Origin of the sequence: Streptomyces meridianus (assembly GCF_023703325.1) — a bacterium.
GTDB lineage: Bacteria > Actinomycetota > Actinomycetes > Streptomycetales > Streptomycetaceae > Streptomyces > Streptomyces meridianus.
In genome coordinates this window covers 24630-41746 of the sequence record NZ_JAMQGM010000008.1, presented here as the reverse complement: position 1 = coordinate 41746, position 17117 = coordinate 24630, and the positions used below count along the sequence as shown (strand labels likewise).

At 69.1% G+C, this 17117-nt stretch carries 17 protein-coding genes; 5 read left to right on the top strand and 12 right to left on the bottom strand.

Features of this window, described 5'->3' with window-relative positions; all coding sequences use genetic code 11:
• Positions 1–270: 270 nt before the first annotated feature.
• The gene (locus M1E25_RS03380; protein ID WP_251409661.1) at positions 271–1638 is read right to left on the bottom strand and encodes an NYN domain-containing protein; all 1368 of its coding nucleotides are present in this window, start codon (positions 1636–1638) and stop codon (positions 271–273) included.
• A gap of 20 nt (positions 1639–1658) precedes the next feature.
• Positions 1659–1898 carry a hypothetical protein gene (locus M1E25_RS03375; RefSeq protein ID WP_251409267.1) on the bottom strand — a complete coding sequence of 80 codons (240 nt, stop codon included), beginning with the start codon at positions 1896–1898 and terminating at the stop codon, positions 1659–1661.
• A 192-nt stretch (positions 1899–2090) separates the two neighbouring features.
• Between M1E25_RS03375 and M1E25_RS03370 the strand changes: the two genes are divergently transcribed.
• Together M1E25_RS03370 and M1E25_RS03365 are read left to right on the top strand one after the other, a co-directional pair.
• Positions 2091–2801 carry a rhomboid family intramembrane serine protease gene (locus tag M1E25_RS03370; protein ID WP_251409265.1) on the top strand — a complete coding sequence of 237 codons (711 nt, stop codon included), beginning with the start codon at positions 2091–2093 and terminating at the stop codon, positions 2799–2801.
• Positions 2798–3079, top strand: a complete 282-nt coding sequence (locus tag M1E25_RS03365; protein ID WP_251409262.1) for an Lrp/AsnC family transcriptional regulator — start codon at positions 2798–2800, stop codon at positions 3077–3079. The genes M1E25_RS03370 and M1E25_RS03365 overlap by 4 nt, the downstream gene beginning before the upstream one ends.
• Before the next feature lie 63 nt (positions 3080–3142).
• Here M1E25_RS03365 and trpD read toward each other — a convergent pair whose 3' ends face one another.
• From trpD to ctaE, 5 genes are all read right to left on the bottom strand, one after another.
• Positions 3143–4234 (bottom strand): anthranilate phosphoribosyltransferase, encoded by a 1092-nt coding sequence (trpD, locus tag M1E25_RS03360; RefSeq protein ID WP_251409259.1) that lies wholly within the window; start codon positions 4232–4234, stop codon positions 3143–3145.
• Positions 4235–4371: 137 nt separating this feature from the next.
• Positions 4372–6015, bottom strand: a complete 1644-nt coding sequence (qcrB, locus tag M1E25_RS03355; RefSeq protein ID WP_251409256.1) for a cytochrome bc1 complex cytochrome b subunit — start codon at positions 6013–6015, stop codon at positions 4372–4374.
• Positions 6012–7109 carry a cytochrome bc1 complex Rieske iron-sulfur subunit gene (gene qcrA / locus M1E25_RS03350; RefSeq protein ID WP_251409253.1) on the bottom strand — a complete coding sequence of 366 codons (1098 nt, stop codon included), beginning with the start codon at positions 7107–7109 and terminating at the stop codon, positions 6012–6014. Before qcrA ends, qcrB begins: the two co-directional genes overlap by 4 nt.
• Positions 7106–7915, bottom strand: a complete 810-nt coding sequence (gene qcrC / locus M1E25_RS03345) for a cytochrome bc1 complex diheme cytochrome c subunit (protein WP_251409250.1) — start codon at positions 7913–7915, stop codon at positions 7106–7108. The genes qcrA and qcrC overlap by 4 nt, the downstream gene beginning before the upstream one ends.
• An 80-nt stretch (positions 7916–7995) precedes the next feature.
• Positions 7996–8616, bottom strand: a complete 621-nt coding sequence (gene ctaE / locus M1E25_RS03340; RefSeq protein ID WP_251409246.1) for an aa3-type cytochrome oxidase subunit III — start codon at positions 8614–8616, stop codon at positions 7996–7998.
• A 338-nt stretch (positions 8617–8954) separates the two neighbouring features.
• Here ctaE and M1E25_RS03335 point away from each other — a divergent pair, with 338 nt between their 5' ends.
• Positions 8955–9362, top strand: a complete 408-nt coding sequence (locus M1E25_RS03335; RefSeq protein WP_251409243.1) for a DNA-binding transcriptional response regulator — start codon at positions 8955–8957, stop codon at positions 9360–9362.
• Positions 9363–9397: 35 nt separating this feature from the next.
• Here the strand turns inward: M1E25_RS03335 and M1E25_RS03330 are convergent, their stop codons facing one another.
• The 4 genes from M1E25_RS03330 to ctaC form a co-directional block, all read right to left on the bottom strand.
• The gene (locus M1E25_RS03330) at positions 9398–10636 is read right to left on the bottom strand and encodes a L,D-transpeptidase (protein ID WP_251409239.1); all 1239 of its coding nucleotides are present in this window, start codon (positions 10634–10636) and stop codon (positions 9398–9400) included.
• 160 nt (positions 10637–10796) lie between these two features.
• Positions 10797–11195 (bottom strand): cytochrome c oxidase subunit 4, encoded by a 399-nt coding sequence (locus tag M1E25_RS03325; RefSeq protein WP_251409236.1) that lies wholly within the window; start codon positions 11193–11195, stop codon positions 10797–10799.
• On the bottom strand, positions 11192–12925 hold the full coding sequence (gene ctaD / locus M1E25_RS03320; RefSeq protein ID WP_251409233.1) for an aa3-type cytochrome oxidase subunit I: 1734 nt from the start codon (positions 12923–12925) through the stop codon (positions 11192–11194). The genes M1E25_RS03325 and ctaD overlap by 4 nt, the downstream gene beginning before the upstream one ends.
• Positions 12922–13917, bottom strand: a complete 996-nt coding sequence (ctaC, locus tag M1E25_RS03315) for an aa3-type cytochrome oxidase subunit II (protein ID WP_251409230.1) — start codon at positions 13915–13917, stop codon at positions 12922–12924. Before ctaC ends, ctaD begins: the two co-directional genes overlap by 4 nt.
• A 315-nt stretch (positions 13918–14232) precedes the next feature.
• Between ctaC and M1E25_RS03310 the strand changes: the two genes are divergently transcribed.
• Positions 14233–15630, top strand: coding sequence for a cysteine desulfurase/sulfurtransferase TusA family protein (locus M1E25_RS03310; protein ID WP_251409227.1), 1398 nt, complete (start codon positions 14233–14235; stop codon positions 15628–15630).
• A gap of 10 nt (positions 15631–15640) precedes the next feature.
• On the opposite strand, the gene M1E25_RS03305 is transcribed toward M1E25_RS03310, so the two are convergent.
• The gene (locus M1E25_RS03305) at positions 15641–16615 is read right to left on the bottom strand and encodes a carbohydrate kinase family protein (protein WP_251409224.1); all 975 of its coding nucleotides are present in this window, start codon (positions 16613–16615) and stop codon (positions 15641–15643) included.
• Positions 16616–16802: 187 nt separating this feature from the next.
• Between M1E25_RS03305 and M1E25_RS03300 the strand changes: the two genes are divergently transcribed.
• Positions 16803–17039, top strand: coding sequence for a hypothetical protein (locus tag M1E25_RS03300; protein WP_251409221.1), 237 nt, complete (start codon positions 16803–16805; stop codon positions 17037–17039).
• Positions 17040–17117 lie beyond the last annotated feature (78 nt).

Below are 17117 nucleotides of genomic sequence, written 5' to 3'. Positions count from 1 at the left end.
TCGGCTCCCCCGTGGAGCTCTGCCGTTCAGCCGCGGACTCGGCGGTACCTTCGCCGACTATCCCGGATGGATTATCGACCGCGCGAAGGTTCGAACGTCGACCTTAGTAACCTTCGCTTGATCGGTTCAAATCCTGTGGGGAAAATCCTCCGTCAGGTCGCGTTTTCTTTACCGATTTCGTACGGGTAGTGGCTGCGCTCTCACGCTCCGTTGATTCCGGAGCGCATTCGGGACCCCGCCGGATCCGCGACGCGGGATCTCGACACGCTCTCAGGTCCGGGCAAGTCGCTTGAGGAGCAAGGCGGATGCCACGGGCCGCGCGCCGGCGCGCGCCACACCGTCCGCCACTTCACGGTCCGACGACACCACGACCACCGGACGTCCTGCGGGCTCCGCGCGCACCAGCCGCCGGATCAGCTCGTCCGCCGTCTGCCCGGGCCGGCTGAACAGCACACGGACGCCGCGGGGCGGAGCCAGGAGCACGGGCGCGGCCAGTTCGGCGCCGTCGAACACGCAGGTCATCTCGGCTCCGGTCTGCGCCGCGAGCACCGCGAGGCCACCGAGCAGCCGCAGCCGCTGCTTCTCCAACGGCATGGTCGGATAACCCGTTTTAGTCACGTTGTATCCGTCGACGACCAAATGTGCCTGCGGGAGCGCCAGCAATTGGTCGAGCAGCGCGGGGTCAGTGTCCGAAAGCGCACGGCTCGCAACGTCCTTGGGCGTCATGCGTCCCGGCTCGACGGCGTCGACCAGGTCGGCAGGGTGCTGGGCGGCCGGCGGGAGCGCCAGCTCACGGCGCAGACCCTGGGCAGCGTCGAGCACGGTGTCGAGGAGCAGCCGCACCCGCATGTCCTCGACGCTCCGCCCCTCGCGCGCCGCCCGGCGGCTCGCCTCCAGCGCCGACTCGGTCTCGGCCAACCGGGCCTTGACGCGCCGCATCTCGCTGTCGGCCGCAGCCTTCTCGACCGCGGCGGCGTTGCGGACGGACTCCAGCTCCGCGGTGAGCTTGCGCAGCGCCGCCTCGCCGCGCCGCACATCGCTCACCGCGCTGCGCAGCTTGCGATGGAGGACGTCCGCCTCCTTGCGGGCAGCGTCGAGTTCGGTCCGGGCCCGCTCACCCTCGGTGCGGGCGGCGCCCTGCGCCTCCGCCAACTCCTTGCGCAGCTTGCGGAGTTCACGGGCCGCCTCTTCGTCCATCCGTTCCGCACGGGCCCGCTGAACCTCCTCGCCGGCGGCGGCGACGAGCTTGACCCACCCCTCGGGCCGCAGGACGTACGCCGCCGCCGCCACGTCGAGAGGGTCGGCAGCGGCGGGCGGCGAGCCCGCTTCTACGGCCTCGGCCAGCTCGGCCTGCGTCTCCCGCACGCGTTCCGCGATGCGCTGCCGGAACAGGGAATGGGTCGCGAGGGCGGAGGCCATCGCGTTTCCGGCGAACTTGGCGCGACGGGAGGGGGTGAAGCGGGCATACTGCCGCAGCTGCGGCGGGAGTTCGGCGACCGTCAGATCGCCGAAGGCGTCGGCGACGAGTGCGACCACCTTCCGCCGGACACCCTCGGGCAGCGGCCGGTCGAGCAGCTCGGCGTCGCCGGCGGCTTCGTCCGTGCCGTCGGCGCCCTCGGCGTCGCCTGTCCGCTCCACCACCTGTCACCGCTCCGTTCTCAGGCGCTCGCGCCCGGACGGTCGACCAGTTCGACCTGGTCGACCGCGTTGCACCACCGGCAGCGCACCGACTCGATGCTCTCGCTGATCACGTCGCGCTCCTCGATGTCGGGTTCCCCGGCGAGGTCGAGGTGAACGTACTCGACGGCCCTGGTGGAGCGGGTGACATCGAAGCGGGTCAGGTTTCCGCACAGGGTGCAGCGCCACCGGGTCTCGGCTGTCGGCTGGGGAACGGCCATGGTGTCCTCGTCTTCGTCGCGTGCTGCCGGGCCCGCTCGGGTCGGACCCCGGACCCGCGGTGCGCCGTCGAACTGCGGGAGTACTCGCCGTAACCCTACGGCCTGGCGGGCCGCCGATGCGGCGGCCGGGCGGTGTTCGCTGCCACGGCGAGGCGTCCCGGCCCGAAAGGGCCCTTAAGGAATGATATGCCCATGATCAAGAAGGGCACAGGGTCCGACCGTCCCGTGATCACGTACACACTGATCGGTCTGTCCGTCGCGGTCTTCCTGCTCGGCCCCGCCTCGGCCACCGGTCTGCTGCCCGGCGTCGGGAATGCCCCGGCCGCCGCACAGACCGCTCACTTCGAGCGCTGGGGTGTCATTCCGAGCGAACTGGCGGCGGGGCGTCCGCACGCCCTGCTGTCCCCGCTGACCGCACTCTTCGTCCACGGCAGCTGGATCCACCTGCTGGGTAACATGCTCTTCCTCCACGTCTTCGGCCGGATGACCGAGCGGCGCATGGGGCACCTGCAGTTCGCCGCGTTCTATCTCGCGACCGGCTGGATCGCGCTGGTGGGATTCGCCGTCGCACACCCCGGTTCCCAGCAGACGCTGGTCGGCGCGTCCGGGGCCGTCTCGGGGATCCTCGGCGCCTTCCTCTTCCTCTTTCCCCGGGCGCGGGTCACGAGCCTCTTCCCGTTCCTGCTCTTCCTGCCGCTCCGCTTCCCCGCCTGGCTCGTGCTCGTCTTCTGGTTCGCGCTCCAGTGGCCGGCCGCGCACACCGACCGGGCTCAGCCCGGGGTGGCCTACCTGGCCCATCTGGTCGGCTTCTGCGCCGGGTTCCTCTACGCCTGGGTGCGCCACTGCGGTGGGAGTAGGGTGAACGGCGCAGCCAGGGCCACCGAGGGAGACAGCCAGCCGTGATCACCGCGATCGTTCTCATCAAGACCAGCGTGGACCGGATCCCCGAGATCGCGGAGTCGATCGCCGCGCTGGAGAGCGTCAGCGAGGTCTATTCGGTGACCGGGACGTACGACCTGATCGCCATGGTCCGGGTGGCGGAGCACGACGACCTCGCCGAGATCATTCCGGGCTCGATCAGCAAGATCCCCGGGGTGGAGGCCACGGACACCCACGTCGCGTTCCGCACCTACTCGCAGCACGACCTGGAGGCCGCGTTCGCGATCGGCCTCGACGCCTGAGGACGCTGCCGGGCAGCCCACAGGTGCGGGTCCGCACCACCGCGGGCCCGCACCGGCGTCCCATCAGCCGTTGCTGGCACCGACCCAGCGCTCGAGGGCGCGCCGGGCGGCTCCGCTGTCGATCGACTCCGCTGCCTTTCCGACCGCGTCACCGATCTGCTCGGTGAGCGGAGCCCCGGTCGGCCGGAGTGCGACCAGGGCGGCGGCCGAGTTCAGCAGCACCGCGTCCCGCACCGGCCCTTCCTCACCGGCCAGCAGCCGCCGCGCGACATCGGCGTTGTACGAGGCATCGGCCCCCCGCAGGGCTTCCACCGGGACCAGGGGGATGCCGATGTCGCGAGGGTCGAACGCCGCCTCGCTGACGCTGCCGTCGCGGACGAACCACACCCGGGAGGTGGCGGTGGTGGTGAGTTCGTCCAGCCCGTCGTCACCGCGGAACACCAGCGCCGAGGATCCGCGGTCGGCGAGCACACCGGCCATGATGGGGGCCATCCGGGCATCCGCGACGCCGGTCGCCTGGGCCTGCACCCGCGCCGGGTTGGTGAGCGGCCCGAGCGCGTTGAAGATGGTCCGGACACCCAACTCTCGTCGCGCGCGCGCGACATGACGCAGCGACGGGTGAAAATTCACAGCGAAGCAGAAGGTGATGCCCGCCTCCTCGGCGACCTCGACCACGCGCTGCGGGCTCAGATTCAGATCAACCCCGAGCTTCTCCAGGACGTCCGACGCGCCACTCGCCGACGACGCCGCCCGGTTTCCGTGCTTGACCACCTTGGCCCCGGTGCCGGCGACCACGATCGACGACATCGTGGAAATGTTCACCGTCTTCGCCCGGTCGCCGCCGGTGCCGACGATGTCGACGCTGGGACCGGGCACGTCGATAAGCCTGGCGTGGCCGTACATGGCCCGGACGAGACCCGACACCTCGGCCACCGTCTCGCCCTTGGCGCGCAGGGCGACCGCGAATCCGGCGATCTGCGCGTCGGTGGCCTCGCCCCGCATGATCCGGTCCATTGCCCAGGCGGTGTCGTCCGCGGTCAGGCCGACCCCGTCGAGCAGTGCGGAGAGCAGGTCCGGCCAGGTGCGGACCGTTGCGTCGTCGCTCCCCCTGACGTCGTCGGGGCCGCCCCCGCCTGCCGGGGTCACAACGTTCATGGTCCGCTCCAGGATCCGTTCGACGTGTCGTGAGGGCTCGGGTACGGCCCCGTCGTCAAGCCTATCCAGTCGCCCGCCGAAGCCAGAGAGCCCCGTCCGGAATCCGGACGGGGCTCTCGGTGAGGACCTGCGGAAGGTCAGTGGTGACCGTGACCGCTGGTGATCTCCTGGTACTCCTCGACGGTCGGCTTGGGGATCTGGCTGTCCTGGCCGTAATACCCCTGCGAGAGCTTCGCCCGCAGCTTCTCCGCCATGGTCCGCTTGCGCTCCACACCGTTCTCGTCGACCACCGGGCCGGCCTCGATCGGCTGGTACTGGTGGTGCTGCGTCAGCGCGTGCAGCTGCTCCTGGCCGAGCGGCTCGTGCACCTCGACGAACTCACCGTGCGGGAGACGCTTGATGATGCCCGACTCGCGGCCGTGCAGCACCGTGTCCCGGTCCCGGCGCTGGAGGCCGAGGCAGATCCGCTTGGTGACGATGAACGTCAGCACCGGCACCGCGAAGAAGCCCACGCGGACGAACCAGGTGATGGCGTTGATCGACATGTGGAAGTGCGTGGCCCACAGGTCGTTGCCGCCGCCGATGAGCAGAACCCAGTAGAGGCTGATCCACGCGGCACCGAACGCGGTGCGCGTCGGGGCGTTGCGCGGGCGGTCCAGGATGTGGTGCTCGCGCTTGTCCCCGGTGACCCAGGACTCGATGAACGGGTAGACCGCGATGGCCGCCAGCACCAGCGGGAAGATCATCAGCGGGATGAACACGCCCAGGACCAGCGTGTGACCCCAGAGGTTGATCTCCCAGCCCGGCATGATGCGGATCAGACCCTCGGAGAAGCCCATGTACCAGTCGGGCTGGGCTCCGGTGGACACCTGGTCCGGCCGATACGGGCCGAGGGCCCAGATCGGGTTGATCGTCGCGATCGCCGCCATGGCGGAGATGACACCGAAGACCAGGAAGAAGAAGCCTCCGGCCTTGGCCATGTAGACCGGCATCAGCGGCATGCCGACGACGTTCTTGTTCGTCTTGCCGGCGCCCGGGAACTGCGTGTGCTTGTGGTAGAAGACCAGGATCAGGTGCGCCACCAGCAGGCCGAGCATGATGCCCGGCAGCAGCAGGACGTGGATCGAGAAGAACCGCGGCACGAAGTCGGTGCCGGGGAACTCGCCGCCGAACAGGAAGAACGACAGGTACGTTCCGACGATCGGCACGGACAGGACCGCGCCCTCCATGAACCGCACACCGGTACCGGACAGCAGGTCGTCGGGCAGCGAATAGCCGGTGAAACCGGTGAACATGCCGAGGACCAGCAGCAGGAAGCCGAACAGCCAGTTGATCTCACGCGGCTTGCGGAACGCGCCGGTGAAGAACACGCGCATCATGTGCACGAGCATCGCCGCGAGGAAGACGATCGCACCCCAGTGGTGGATCTGCCTGATGAGCAGACCGCCGCGCACGTCGAAGCTGATGTCCAGCGTCGAGGCGTAGGCCTCGGACATCAGGATGCCGTGCATCGGTACGTAACTGCCGTGGTACTCCACCTCGTTCATGCTCGGGTGGAAGAACAGCGTCAGGTACACACCCGTGAGGATGATGATGATGAAGCTGTAGAGCGCGATCTCGCCCAGCATGAAGGACCAGTGGTCCGGGAAGATCTTGCGCATGTTGGCCTTGGCGAGGCCGTAGATGCCCAGGCGGCCGTCCGCCCAGTCGGCGACCCGCTCACCCGCGGGCGCCTTGCGCCCGTCGGTGCCGCCCGCCGGGTTCGTGCTCGAGGTACTCATCCGCGCTCCCAGAAGCTCGGGCCGACGGGCTCGTCGAAGTCGCCGAGCGCTTCGAGGTAACCGTCCTTGTTCACGCCGATCCGCAGCTGCGGCAGGGCGTGACCGGCGGGACCGAAGATCACTCGTGCGCCGTCGGAGAGGTCGAAGGTGGACTGGTGGCACGGGCAGAGCACGTGGTGGGTCTGCTGCTCGTACAGGCTGATCGGGCAACCCACGTGGGTGCAGATCTTCGAGTACGCCACGATGCCCTCGTGCGACCAGTCGAGTTCGCGCTTGTCCTTGATGTCCTCCGGCTGGATCCGGACGATCATCAGGGCCGCCTTCGCGACCTCCTTCTGGAAGTCGTGGTCGTCCTCCTCCAGGCCCTCGGGCACGGCGAAGGTCAGTGAACCCACGCCGACGTCCTCGGGGCGCAGAGGCTCGTTGGTGTTCTGGTTGACCAGGAGCTTGCCCTTGCTCCACAGGGTGTGGCGCAGCTTGCCTTCGGGCAGCGGTCCCAGGTCGCGCAGCAGGATGACGCCGGACAGCGGCACCATCGCCAGCGCGCCGAACAGGGTCGTGCGGATCAGCTTCCGCCGGCCCATGCCGGACTCCTCGGCACCCTGCTTGAAGTCGGCCATCACCTGGGCCTTGACCTCGGGCGGAGCCTCGATCGGGTGCCGCTCCTGGGCGTGTTCCTCGTCCGACATCAGCGTGCGCGCCCAGTGGACCGCGCCGGCGCCGATGCAGAACAGTGCGAGCCCGAGCGTGAGACCCAGAGCGAAGTTCAGGGCGCTGATGTGGCCGAACGGCCACACGTACACGATCTTGTCGATCGGCAGGACCACATAGCTGGCGATGAAGCCCACCGTGGCCAGCATCGACACCGTGAACAGCAGTGCGACGGTGCGCTCGGAGCGCTTGGCGGCCCGCTTGTCGATGTCCTGGACGCGGGGCTCGTGGGGCGGCAGGCCCGGGTCGGCGAACGGGTCGTCCGCGACCTCACCCAGAGACTTCGTCCTGGGAGGGACCCCCATGGCGCCCTCGTGAGCCGTTGCCTGCTCACTCGGCAGGTTTTCTTCGGACACGTCTTTGTTGGATCCAGTCTGACTCATGACTTCTTGGCCTTTGCAGTCCGGGCGGCGACCCAGATGGCGACAGCGATCAGCGCACCCAGGCCGAAGACCCAGCCGAAGAGACCTTCGGCGACCGGGCCGAGCCCGCCGAGCTCCAGCCCGCCCGGGCTCTCGGACTCGCCGCTCGCGACGGTGCCGAGGTACGCGATGATGTCCTGCTTGTTCTTCTCCGGCATCACCGACTCGGGGAAGGAGGGCATGTTCTGCGGACCGGTCTGCATGGCCTCGTAGATGTGCTTCGGGGTGACGCCGTCGAGCTCCGGGGCGTACTTGCCGCCCGTGAGGGCACCGCCCTTGCCGGTGAAGTTGTGGCACTGGGCGCAGTTGGTGCGGAAGAGTTCTCCACCCTTCGCCACGTTCGCGCCCTCAGGGCTGTACTGGTCCTCGGTGGGCTTGATCGGGCCGGCGCCCAGGGAGGCGATGTACGCACCCAGCTGGTCCGTCTCGGCCTGCGTGTAGATCTTGGGCTTCTTCGGCATCTGGGCGCCCGGCTGCTGCGCCGGCATACGTCCGGTGCCCACCTGGAAGTCCACGGCCGCGGAGCCGACGCCGACCAGGCTCGGGCCGTCGGACGTGCCCTGACCGCCCGTTCCGTGGCAGCTGGCGCAGCCCACGGAGTAGAGCTTCTTGCCCTCCTCGATGGCAAGGGACTGGGCGGTCGTGTCGGCCTGGGCCTTGTCCGCAGGAGCGAACGCGGCGTACAGCCCCCCGGTGACCGCCAGCGCGAAGAGTAGGACGACAAGCGCCGCCAGCGGATGGCGCCGTCGTGCGGAGAGCTTTTTCACGGATTACCCCGGTGTCAGGATCTTCTGCGTCGATACTGCTGTGTCTGTCTGGTTCTCACGCGCACCCGGTGGGCGCAGGGTTACTTGATCATGTAGATCGTGGCGAAGAGGCCGATCCAGACGACATCGACGAAGTGCCAGTAATAGGACACGACGATGGCCGCAGTGGCCTGTTCGTGGGTGAACCTCCGGGCGGCGTACGTCCGGCCGAGGACCAGCAGGAAGGCGATCAGACCGCCGGTCACGTGCAGGCCGTGGAAGCCGGTCGTCAGGTAGAACACCGAGCCGTACGGGTTGGACGAGAGCGAGAGGCCCTCGTGCTTGACCAGCTCCGTGTACTCGAAGACCTGACCGCCGATGAAGATGGCACCCATCACGAAAGTGATCACGAACCACATGCGCAGCTTCTTCACGTCGCCGCGCTCGGCGGCGAAGACGCCGAGCTGGCACGTGAGGGAGGAGAGCACCAGGATCGTGGTGTTCGTCGCCGAGAACGGGAAGTTCAGCGTGTCCGCCTGGGACTTCCAGAACTCGGCGCCCATCACCGATCGCAGGGTGAAGTACATCGCGAAGAGGGCCGCGAAGAACATCAGCTCGGAACTCAGCCAGATGATGGTTCCGACGCTGGTGAGGTTCGGCCGGTTGACCGACGGGTGCGCGTGCCCGGTATCTACTGTCGTTGCTGTCGCCACGACCGACATTATGTCGGTCGCTTATCCCGCCCTCACTCCGGGGGGTGCCGTTCGGTGTGTCCGGGGCGTATGCCCTGCTCGTACGAGGGCGAAAACCGGGTCGCACGAGGGTCCCCGGCAGCAGGGGACCGTACCGGCGGCAGCAGCGGGCAGCGGTGGGGAACTGCCGTGGGAAGGGTCGCCCGCCAGGGGGACCCCGAGCGAGCACGTGCGGGGCGGGCGGACCCTGACGCCGGATCGGGCCGATCTTGGATGCCGCCGAAGACTCCTCCGCCGGGCCTGCCTGGGAGTAGCATCCGCGGCAACGGCCCATCCCGTACAGCGCAGTCCGGATTCCTGGAGGAACGATGCAGCCCACCGCCACGGTGCTGGTCTACAGCGATGACGCCAACACCCGCGAACAGGTGCGGCTCGCCGTCGGGCGCCGCCCGGCAGCGGACGTGCCCCCGGTGGAGCTTCTGGAGTGCGCCACGCTCCCCGCGGTGCTGTCCGCCCTGGAGTCCTCCCGCGTGGACGTCTGCATCCTGGACGGGGAGGCGGTCCCGGCGGGCGGCATGGGCGTGTGCCGGCAGATCAAGGACGAGATCTTCAACTGCCCGCCGGTGCTCCTGCTCATCGGCCGCCCCCAGGATTCCTGGCTGGCGACCTGGAGCCGGGCGGATGCGGCCGTGACCCACCCGGTCGACCCGGTCGACCTGGCGGACGCCCTGGCCGGCCTGCTGCGCACCCGTACGAGGTTCGCCGTCGAGGCCTGAGGCCGGCCCTGGCGCCGCCGCCGCGAGGGGGCCGCTCACGTCCTCGGACGGAGCCGGGCGGGATCGGCGGGTCCGCCGCCGCCCGGCGCCGCCGCGGCCTTCACGGAGCTGCCCTTGGTCCATTCCTCCCAGGACATGTTCCAGTCGCCGAAGCCGTTGTCGAACGCCGTCATCATGTCGCCGCTGCTGTTGACGACCTGCACGATGTCGCCCAGGCGGATCGTGTCGAAGAACCACTTCGCGTTCTCGGTGTTCATGCCGGTGCAGCCGTGGCTGGTGTTGGCGACGCCCTGGGAGCCGACGGACCAGGGGGCCGCGTGCACGTACTCGCCGCTCCAGGTGACCCGGGTGGCCCAGGAGACCTGGAGGTCGTAGAAGTCCGAGGAGCCGATGCTGGCGCTGGTCATCCGGACGGACGGCTCCTTGGCGAGCACGACCTTGATGCCGTTGCGGGTGTCGTAGCCCGGTTTCCCGGTGCTCACCGGGATGGTGCGGAGCACCTTGCCGTTGCGCTTCACGGTGAGCTGGTGGGCCGCGACGTCCGTGATGGCCTCCACCCGGTCGCCGGTCCGGATCTCGAGGGGCTTGGCCGGGCCGCCGTAGAGGGAGCCCTTGATCCGCACGCCGTCGAGGGCGCTGCGGACATCGATCGTGGCGTTCGCCGGCCAGTACTCGCGGGGCCGGTAGTGCAGGGTCTTGGAGTCCACCCAGTGCCAGCGTCCGGCCACGTACGGGTGGGCCTCGACCCTCAGCCCCCGTTCGACGACCGCCCGGGCCTCCGCCCCCTTGACGGGCTTGCTCAGCTCCGCGGTCACCGGCTGGCCGACGCCGTAGGTGCCGCTGTCCGGGCCGAAGGTGACCCGCAGCCGTTTGTCCGCCGCGACGGTGTCGAACCCGATGCTGCGCAGGCCGGGTTCACCGTCCTCGTTCTCCGTGCTGACCCGCACGGTGTAGTGCACGCCGGCCGCCAGCGGTGAGGTGCTGCGCCAGCGGGTGCCGTCCTCGCTGAGCGCGCCCCGCACGAAGCGCCCTGCTGCGTCCGTGGCCGTGACGTCGGTTATTCGGTCGTCGCCCCCCTTCACGGTGACTTCCAAGGGCTTGCTCGGGTCCACCTGGCGGCTCTCGTCGTCCACGTTGAACGCGAGCCGTCCGGTCGCGTCGTAGGGCTTGGCGGAGAGCGGGTGCTCGGTGCTGCAACCGGTCGCCGAGACGGCGAGAGGCGACACCAGAAGGGCGCAACCGAGGACCGTGCGTATGCGAGGTATGTGACTCATAACCACAAAAGTATGAAATGTCAGCCGACTCGGCGCGTCGGACGGCTGCAATCGGGTTGCATCGTGTAATGGACGCGGACCGGCACGCCGTAGCACGAGGCGGGCCCGGACACCATCAGGTGTCCGGGCCCGCCTCGTGCTGCCCGCGTACGGGCGGTGCTCACTGGGTGCGGTTCACGCCGTGGTAGTACTCGAAGACCCAGCCGAACAGTCCGACCAGAATGACCGGCAGGGAGAAGTACAGCAGCCACCAGCCGAAGATGATGCCCAGGAAGGCCAGGGCGCCACCGATGGCCAGGGACAGCGGCTGCCAGCTGTGCGGGCTGAAGAAGCCCAGCTCGCCGGCGTCGTCCGCGACATCCGCCTCCTTGTTGTCCTGAGCCCCGGTGTCCACCCGGCGAGCCGTGAAGGCCAGGTAGTAGCCGATCATGATGCTCAGACCGAAGGCCAGGAAGAGCGCCGTGGTGCCCACCGGCTCCTTGGACCACACGCCGTAGACGATGGCCATGGCCAGGATGAAGACGGCCAGCCAGATGAACATGCGTCCCTGGATCTTCACTTCCCGGCCTCCTTGCCGCCGATGACCTTGTCCTCGCCCACGCCGGTGTTCTCGATCGATTCGAGGGCGGCGATCTCCGGGTGGTGCAGGTCGAATGCCGGGGATTCGGAGCGGATCCGCGGCAGCGTGAGGAAGTTGTGCCGCGGCGGCGGGCACGCGGTCGCCCATTCGAGTGAACGACCGTAACCCCACGGGTCGTCGACCTCGATCTTCTTGCCGTACTTCGCCGTCTTCCAGACGTTGTAGAGGAACGGCAGCATCGACAGGCCCAGGACGAACGAGGCGATCGTCGAGAACGTGTTCAGGGCGGTGAAGCCGTCGGCGGCCAGGTAGTCCGCGTACCGGCGGGGCATGCCCTCGGCGCCCAGCCAGTGCTGGACCAGGAACGTGCCGTGGAAGCCCACGAACAAGGTCCAGAACGTGATCTTGCCGAGCCGCTCGTCGAGCATCTTGCCGGTGAACTTCGGCCACCAGAAGTGGAAGCCGGCGAACATCGCGAAGACGACCGTTCCGAAGACGACGTAGTGGAAGTGCGCCACCACGAAGTACGAGTCGGAGACGTGGAAGTCCATCGGCGGCGAAGCGAGGATGACACCCGTCAGACCACCGAAGAGGAACGTGACCAGGAAGCCCACCGACCAGAGCATCGGCGTCTCGAAGCTGAGACTTCCCTTCCACATGGTGCCGATCCAGTTGAAGAACTTCACACCGGTCGGAACCGCGATCAGGAAGGTCATGAAGGAGAAGAACGGCAGGAGGACGCCACCTGTGACGTACATGTGGTGCGCCCATACCGTGACCGACAGGCCGGCGATCGAGATGGTGGCCGCGATCAGACCGATGTAGCCGAACATCGGCTTCCGGCTGAAGACCGGGATGACCTCACTGACGATGCCGAAGAACGGCAGCGCGATGATGTACACCTCGGGGTGGCCGAAGAACCAGAACAGGTGCTGCCACAACAAGGCACCGCCGTTGGCCGCATCGAATACGTGCGATCCGAATTTCCGGTCGGCCTCCAGCGCCAGCAGCGCGGCAGCCAGCACCGGGAAGGCGAGCAGCACCAGCACACCGGTGAGCAGCACGTTCCAGGTGAAGATCGGCATGCGGAACATCGTCATGCCGGGAGCCCGCATGCAGATGATCGTGGTGATGAAGTTGACCGAGCCCAGGATCGTTCCGAATCCGGAGAAGGCCAGACCCATGATCCACATGTCGGCGCCGATGCCCGGCGACCGGACCGCGTCCGAGAGCGGCGAGTAGGCGAACCAGCCGAAGTCGGCCGCGCCCTGCGGGGTGAGGAAGCCGCCCACCGCGATCAGCGAACCGAACAGGTAGAGCCAGTAGGCGAACATGTTCAGCCGCGGGAACGCCACGTCGGGCGCGCCGATCTGCAGCGGCATGATCCAGTTCGCGAAGCCGGCGAACAGCGGCGTCGCGAACATCAGCAGCATGATCGTGCCGTGCATCGTGAACGCCTGGTTGAACTGCTCGTTCGACGAGATCTGCAGTCCGGGACGGGCGAGCTCGGCGCGCATGAAGAGCGCCATCACTCCGCCGATGAGGAAGAAGGCGAACGATGTGGTCAGGTACAGGGTTCCGATGGTCTTGTGGTCGGTGGTCGTCATCCACTTGACCACGGCCGACCCGGGCTGCTTGCGGCGCAGCGGCACTTCGTCCTCGAACGGTGCCGCCTCGGCTGCACCCTGAGGTTCGTTGAGGATGCTCATGGGTTGTTGGTCTCCGCGTTCTTTGCGGCGTCAGTCTGGGGGATGCCCGCCGGGATGTAGCCGGTCTGCCCCTTCTTGGCGAGGTCCTTGAGGTGCTGCTGGTACCGCTCCGGGGAGACGACCTTGACGTTGAAGAGCATCCGGGAGTGGTCGACGCCGCAGAGCTCGGCGCACTTGCCCATGAAGGTGCCCTCCCTGTTCGGAGTCACCTCGAAGACGTTGGTGTGGCCGGGGATGACGTCCTGCTTCATCAGGAACGGCACCACCCAGAACGAGTGGATGACGTCCCGCGAGGTGAGGACGAACTGGACCTTCTCGCCCTTCGGCAGCCACAGCGTGGGGCCGGGATTGCCGGTCTGCGGGTTCTCTTCACCCGGGGTACCGGTCTCGTGGACGCCCTCGGCACCCTTCGGGAAGCCGTCGGTCCACTTGTCCGGGATCGCGTCGAGCTGCGCGGGAAGCTTGGCCGGGGTGCCGGTCTCACCGTCCACGTTCTCGATGTAGTTGAAGCCCCAGCTCCACTGGTAGCCCACCACGTTGACGACGTGGTCGGGCTTCTTGGAGGTCTTGAGGAGCGCTGTCTCGTCACGCGCGGTGAAGTAGAAGAGCACCGCGACGATGATGATCGGGACCACGGTGTACAGGGCCTCGATCGGCATGTTGTACCGCGTCTGCGCGGGAACCTCGATCTTGGTCCTGCTGCGGCGGTGGAAAACTGCCGCCCAGAGGATCAGGCCCCATACCAGAACACCTGTGGCCAGGGCGGCTGCCCATGAACCCTGCCACAGGGAGAGGATCCGCGGCGCCTCTTCCGTTACCGGGGTGGGCATTCCGAGGCGGGGGAAGTCCTTGTATGTGCAACCGGTGGCGGTCGCAAGGACCAGGCCCGCGGCCAGTGCCTGCGGCAGCTTCCGCCGCATCGGGCGCCGCGACATGGGGGAACCGCCCACGCCCGGCGGGCGGTGGGGGAGGTCGGAGCCGTTGGGACTCACGTAGCGCCTTCCCGAGAGTCTCGCCCGCCGGCCGGCTGCGGCCGTCTCTCTGGTCGGTCGCCGGCCCTGTCGGGCAGGGGTTTGGATGTTTATGCGGACCAAACCCTACTGGACTCGATTTTGGGCTGCGCGGGGAGGGTGCCCAACGCGCCGCCCCCCTCCCCGAAGGGGTGGTCCGGCCCATCCGGGCGTGCCCCTTCGCCCCGTCAGATCCCGGTACGGGACGCCTGTCGGGCGGTTCTCACGACGCGCCGGGCGGAGACGGGCGGCGGGTACGTCGTCCGTCTCCGCACCGTGCGGCGCTAGCGTTCGACCGTGCCCTACTTCGACGCCGCCTCCTCCGCGCCCCTCCATCCGGTTGCCCGTCAGGCCCTGATCGCCTCCCTCGACGAGGGCTGGGCCGACCCCGCGCGTCTGTACCGCGAGGGCAGGCGGGCACGAATGCTGCTCGACGCGGCCCGCGAGGCCGCCGCCGAGGCGGTCGGCTGCGCTCCCGGTGAGCTGTCCTTCACGTCCTCCGGCACCACGGCCGTGCACCGGGGTGCGGCCGGCGCGCTGGCCGGGCGGCGGCGCGCCGGGAGACACCTCGTGGTATCAGCCGTCGAACACTCGTGCGTGCTGCACGCCGCCGACGCGCATGAACGCGACGGCGGCACGGTCTCCCGGGTGACCGTGGACCGCGGGGGCCGGGTCGCCGTGACGGAATTCCGGGAGGCCCTGCGCGCCGACACCGCCCTCGCCTGTCTCCAGTCCGCCAATCACGAGGTGGGCACCACTCAGCCGATCGCCGAGGTGGCGGGGACATGCCGGGAGGCAGGCGTACCGCTGCTGGTGGACGCCGCCCAGACGATGGGCTGGGAACCGGTACCGGGCGACTGGTCCGTCCTGGCCGCGAGCGCCCACAAGTGGGGTGGCCCGGCGGGGGTCGGTCTGCTCGCCGTACGCAGGGGCACCCGGTTCGCTCCCCAGGGGCCGGCCGACGAACGCGAGTCGGGGCGGGCCGCCGGATTCGAGAACATCCCGGCAGTGGTCGCCGCGGTGGCCGGCCTGCGCGCCGCCCGGGCCGAGGCGGACGCCGAGGCGCAGCGGCTGCGGAAGCTGGTGGAGCGGGTCCGCACCCGGGTTACGGAACTGGTGCCCGACGTCGAGGTGGTCGGGGACCCCCGGCACCGGCTGCCGCACGTCGTCACCTTCTCCTGCCTGTACGTCGACGGAGAGGCGCTGCTTCACGAGCTGGACCGGGCCGGTTTCTCCGTGTCGTCGGGGTCCTCGTGCACCTCGAGCACGCTCGAGCCGAGCCACGTCCTGCGGGCCATGGGGGTGTTGTCCGAGGGGAACGTCCGGGTGTCGCTGCCCCGGGGGACGTCCGCGGAGGAGGTGGAGCGGTTTCTCGGTGTGCTGCCCGGCGCGGTCTCCGCGGTCCGTGAGCGGCTGGAGGCGCCGGCGGGTCCCGTCGCCCGGTCCCGGGCGGAGGCCAGTGGCGACGAGCCCGCGCTGACGGTCGATTCGCTGGGCAAGCGGTGCCCGATCCCGGTGATCGAGCTGGCGAAGGCCATCACCGGGGTACCCGTCGGGTCGGTGATCGCGGTGCTGTCGGACGACGAGGCGGCTCGGCTGGACATCCCGGCCTGGTGCTCGATGCGCCGGCAGGAATACGTGGGCGAGCGGGCGGCGGAGCGCGGCGCCGCGTATCTGGTGCGGCGCCGCGCCTGAGCCGGATGCGTCAGGCCAGGAACTCGCGGACCTCGGCGGCGGCGTCCTCGCCGTAGGCCTTGGTGAAGCGGTCCATGAAGTGGCCGCGGCGCAGTTCGTACTCCTGGGTGCCGAGCGTCTCGATGACGAGGGTGGCGAGCATGCAGCCGAGCTGGGCGGCCCGCTCCAGGGAGAGGTTCCAGGAGACGGCGGCGAGGAAGCCGCCGCGGAAGGCGTCGCCGACGCCGGTCGGGTCGACCTTGGCCTCCTCCTCGGGGCAGCCGACCTCGATCGCCGGCTCGCCCGCCCGCTCGACCCGGACACCCCGGGCGCCCAGGGTCGTCACGCGGGTGCCGACGCGGCCCAGGATCTCCTCACCGCTCCAGCCGGTCTTGCTCTCGATCAGCGCGCTCTCGTACTCGTTGGTGAAGAGGTAGGCGGCGCCGTCCACGAGCACGCGGATGTCCTCGCCGCCGAGGCGCGCGAGCTGCTGTGAGGGGTCGGCGGCGAACGGGATGCCGCGGGTCCGGCACTCCTCGGTGTGGCGGATCATCGCCTCCGGGTCGTCCGCACCGATCAGCACCAGGTCCAGCCCGCCCACGCGGTCGGAGACCGGCTGGATCTCGATGTTGCGGGCCTCGCTCATGGCGCCGGTGTAGAAGGAGGCGATCTGGTTGTGGTCGGCGTCGGTGGTGCACACGAAGCGGGCGGTGTGCAGAACCTCGGAGATGCGGACCGAGTCGGTGTCCACGCCGTGCCGGTCGAGCCAGGAGCGGTACTCGGCGAAGTCGGCCCCCGCCGCGCCGACGAGGACGGGGCGCAGGCCCAGCAGTCCCATGCCGAAGCAGATGTTGGGCCCGACGCCGCCGCGGCGGACGTCGAGTGCGTCGACCAGGAAGGAGAGGGAGACCGTGTGCAGCTGGTCCGCCATCAACTGGTCGGCGAAGCGGCCGGGGAAGGTCATCAGATGGTCGGTGGCGATGGAGCCGGTGACAGCGATACGCACGACGACGTTGCTCCTGCTGGTGCGACGGGGGTGAAGGGTCCGGGCAGTAACGCTACCCGCTCGGGGCCCGGTCGCCGACTCGGCAGAACTACCCGATAGTAGACCTATCGCCGCTTCGCAGCGCGTGTTTACCGTTGCCGGGTGAGAGGCCGCGGGTCACGCGGCCCCGCAACGTCGGGAGTCAGCAATGCCGCAGCACGTCGGGACCGCGCGTCCTCCCGCCGACCGGATCGTCGTCACGCTCGTCGACGACGAGGTCGAGAGCCTGCTCCAACTGCGTGGCGACTGCGCCCGGATGGCCCCGCGCTGGACTGCGTCCCACCGGGCCGCCGAGACCCCGGTCCCCCCGTCCCGCATTCACGGCGTCGTCGTGACCCCGGCGGCCGCAAGGCTGCTCGACGCGATGTCCGATTACGGCGACTGAGCGCCCGGAGGGAACCGCTGAGCCGCGTGCTCCGTCTGATCCGCATCCCCCCGCATGGGGGCCGGTGGCCCCGGCCGG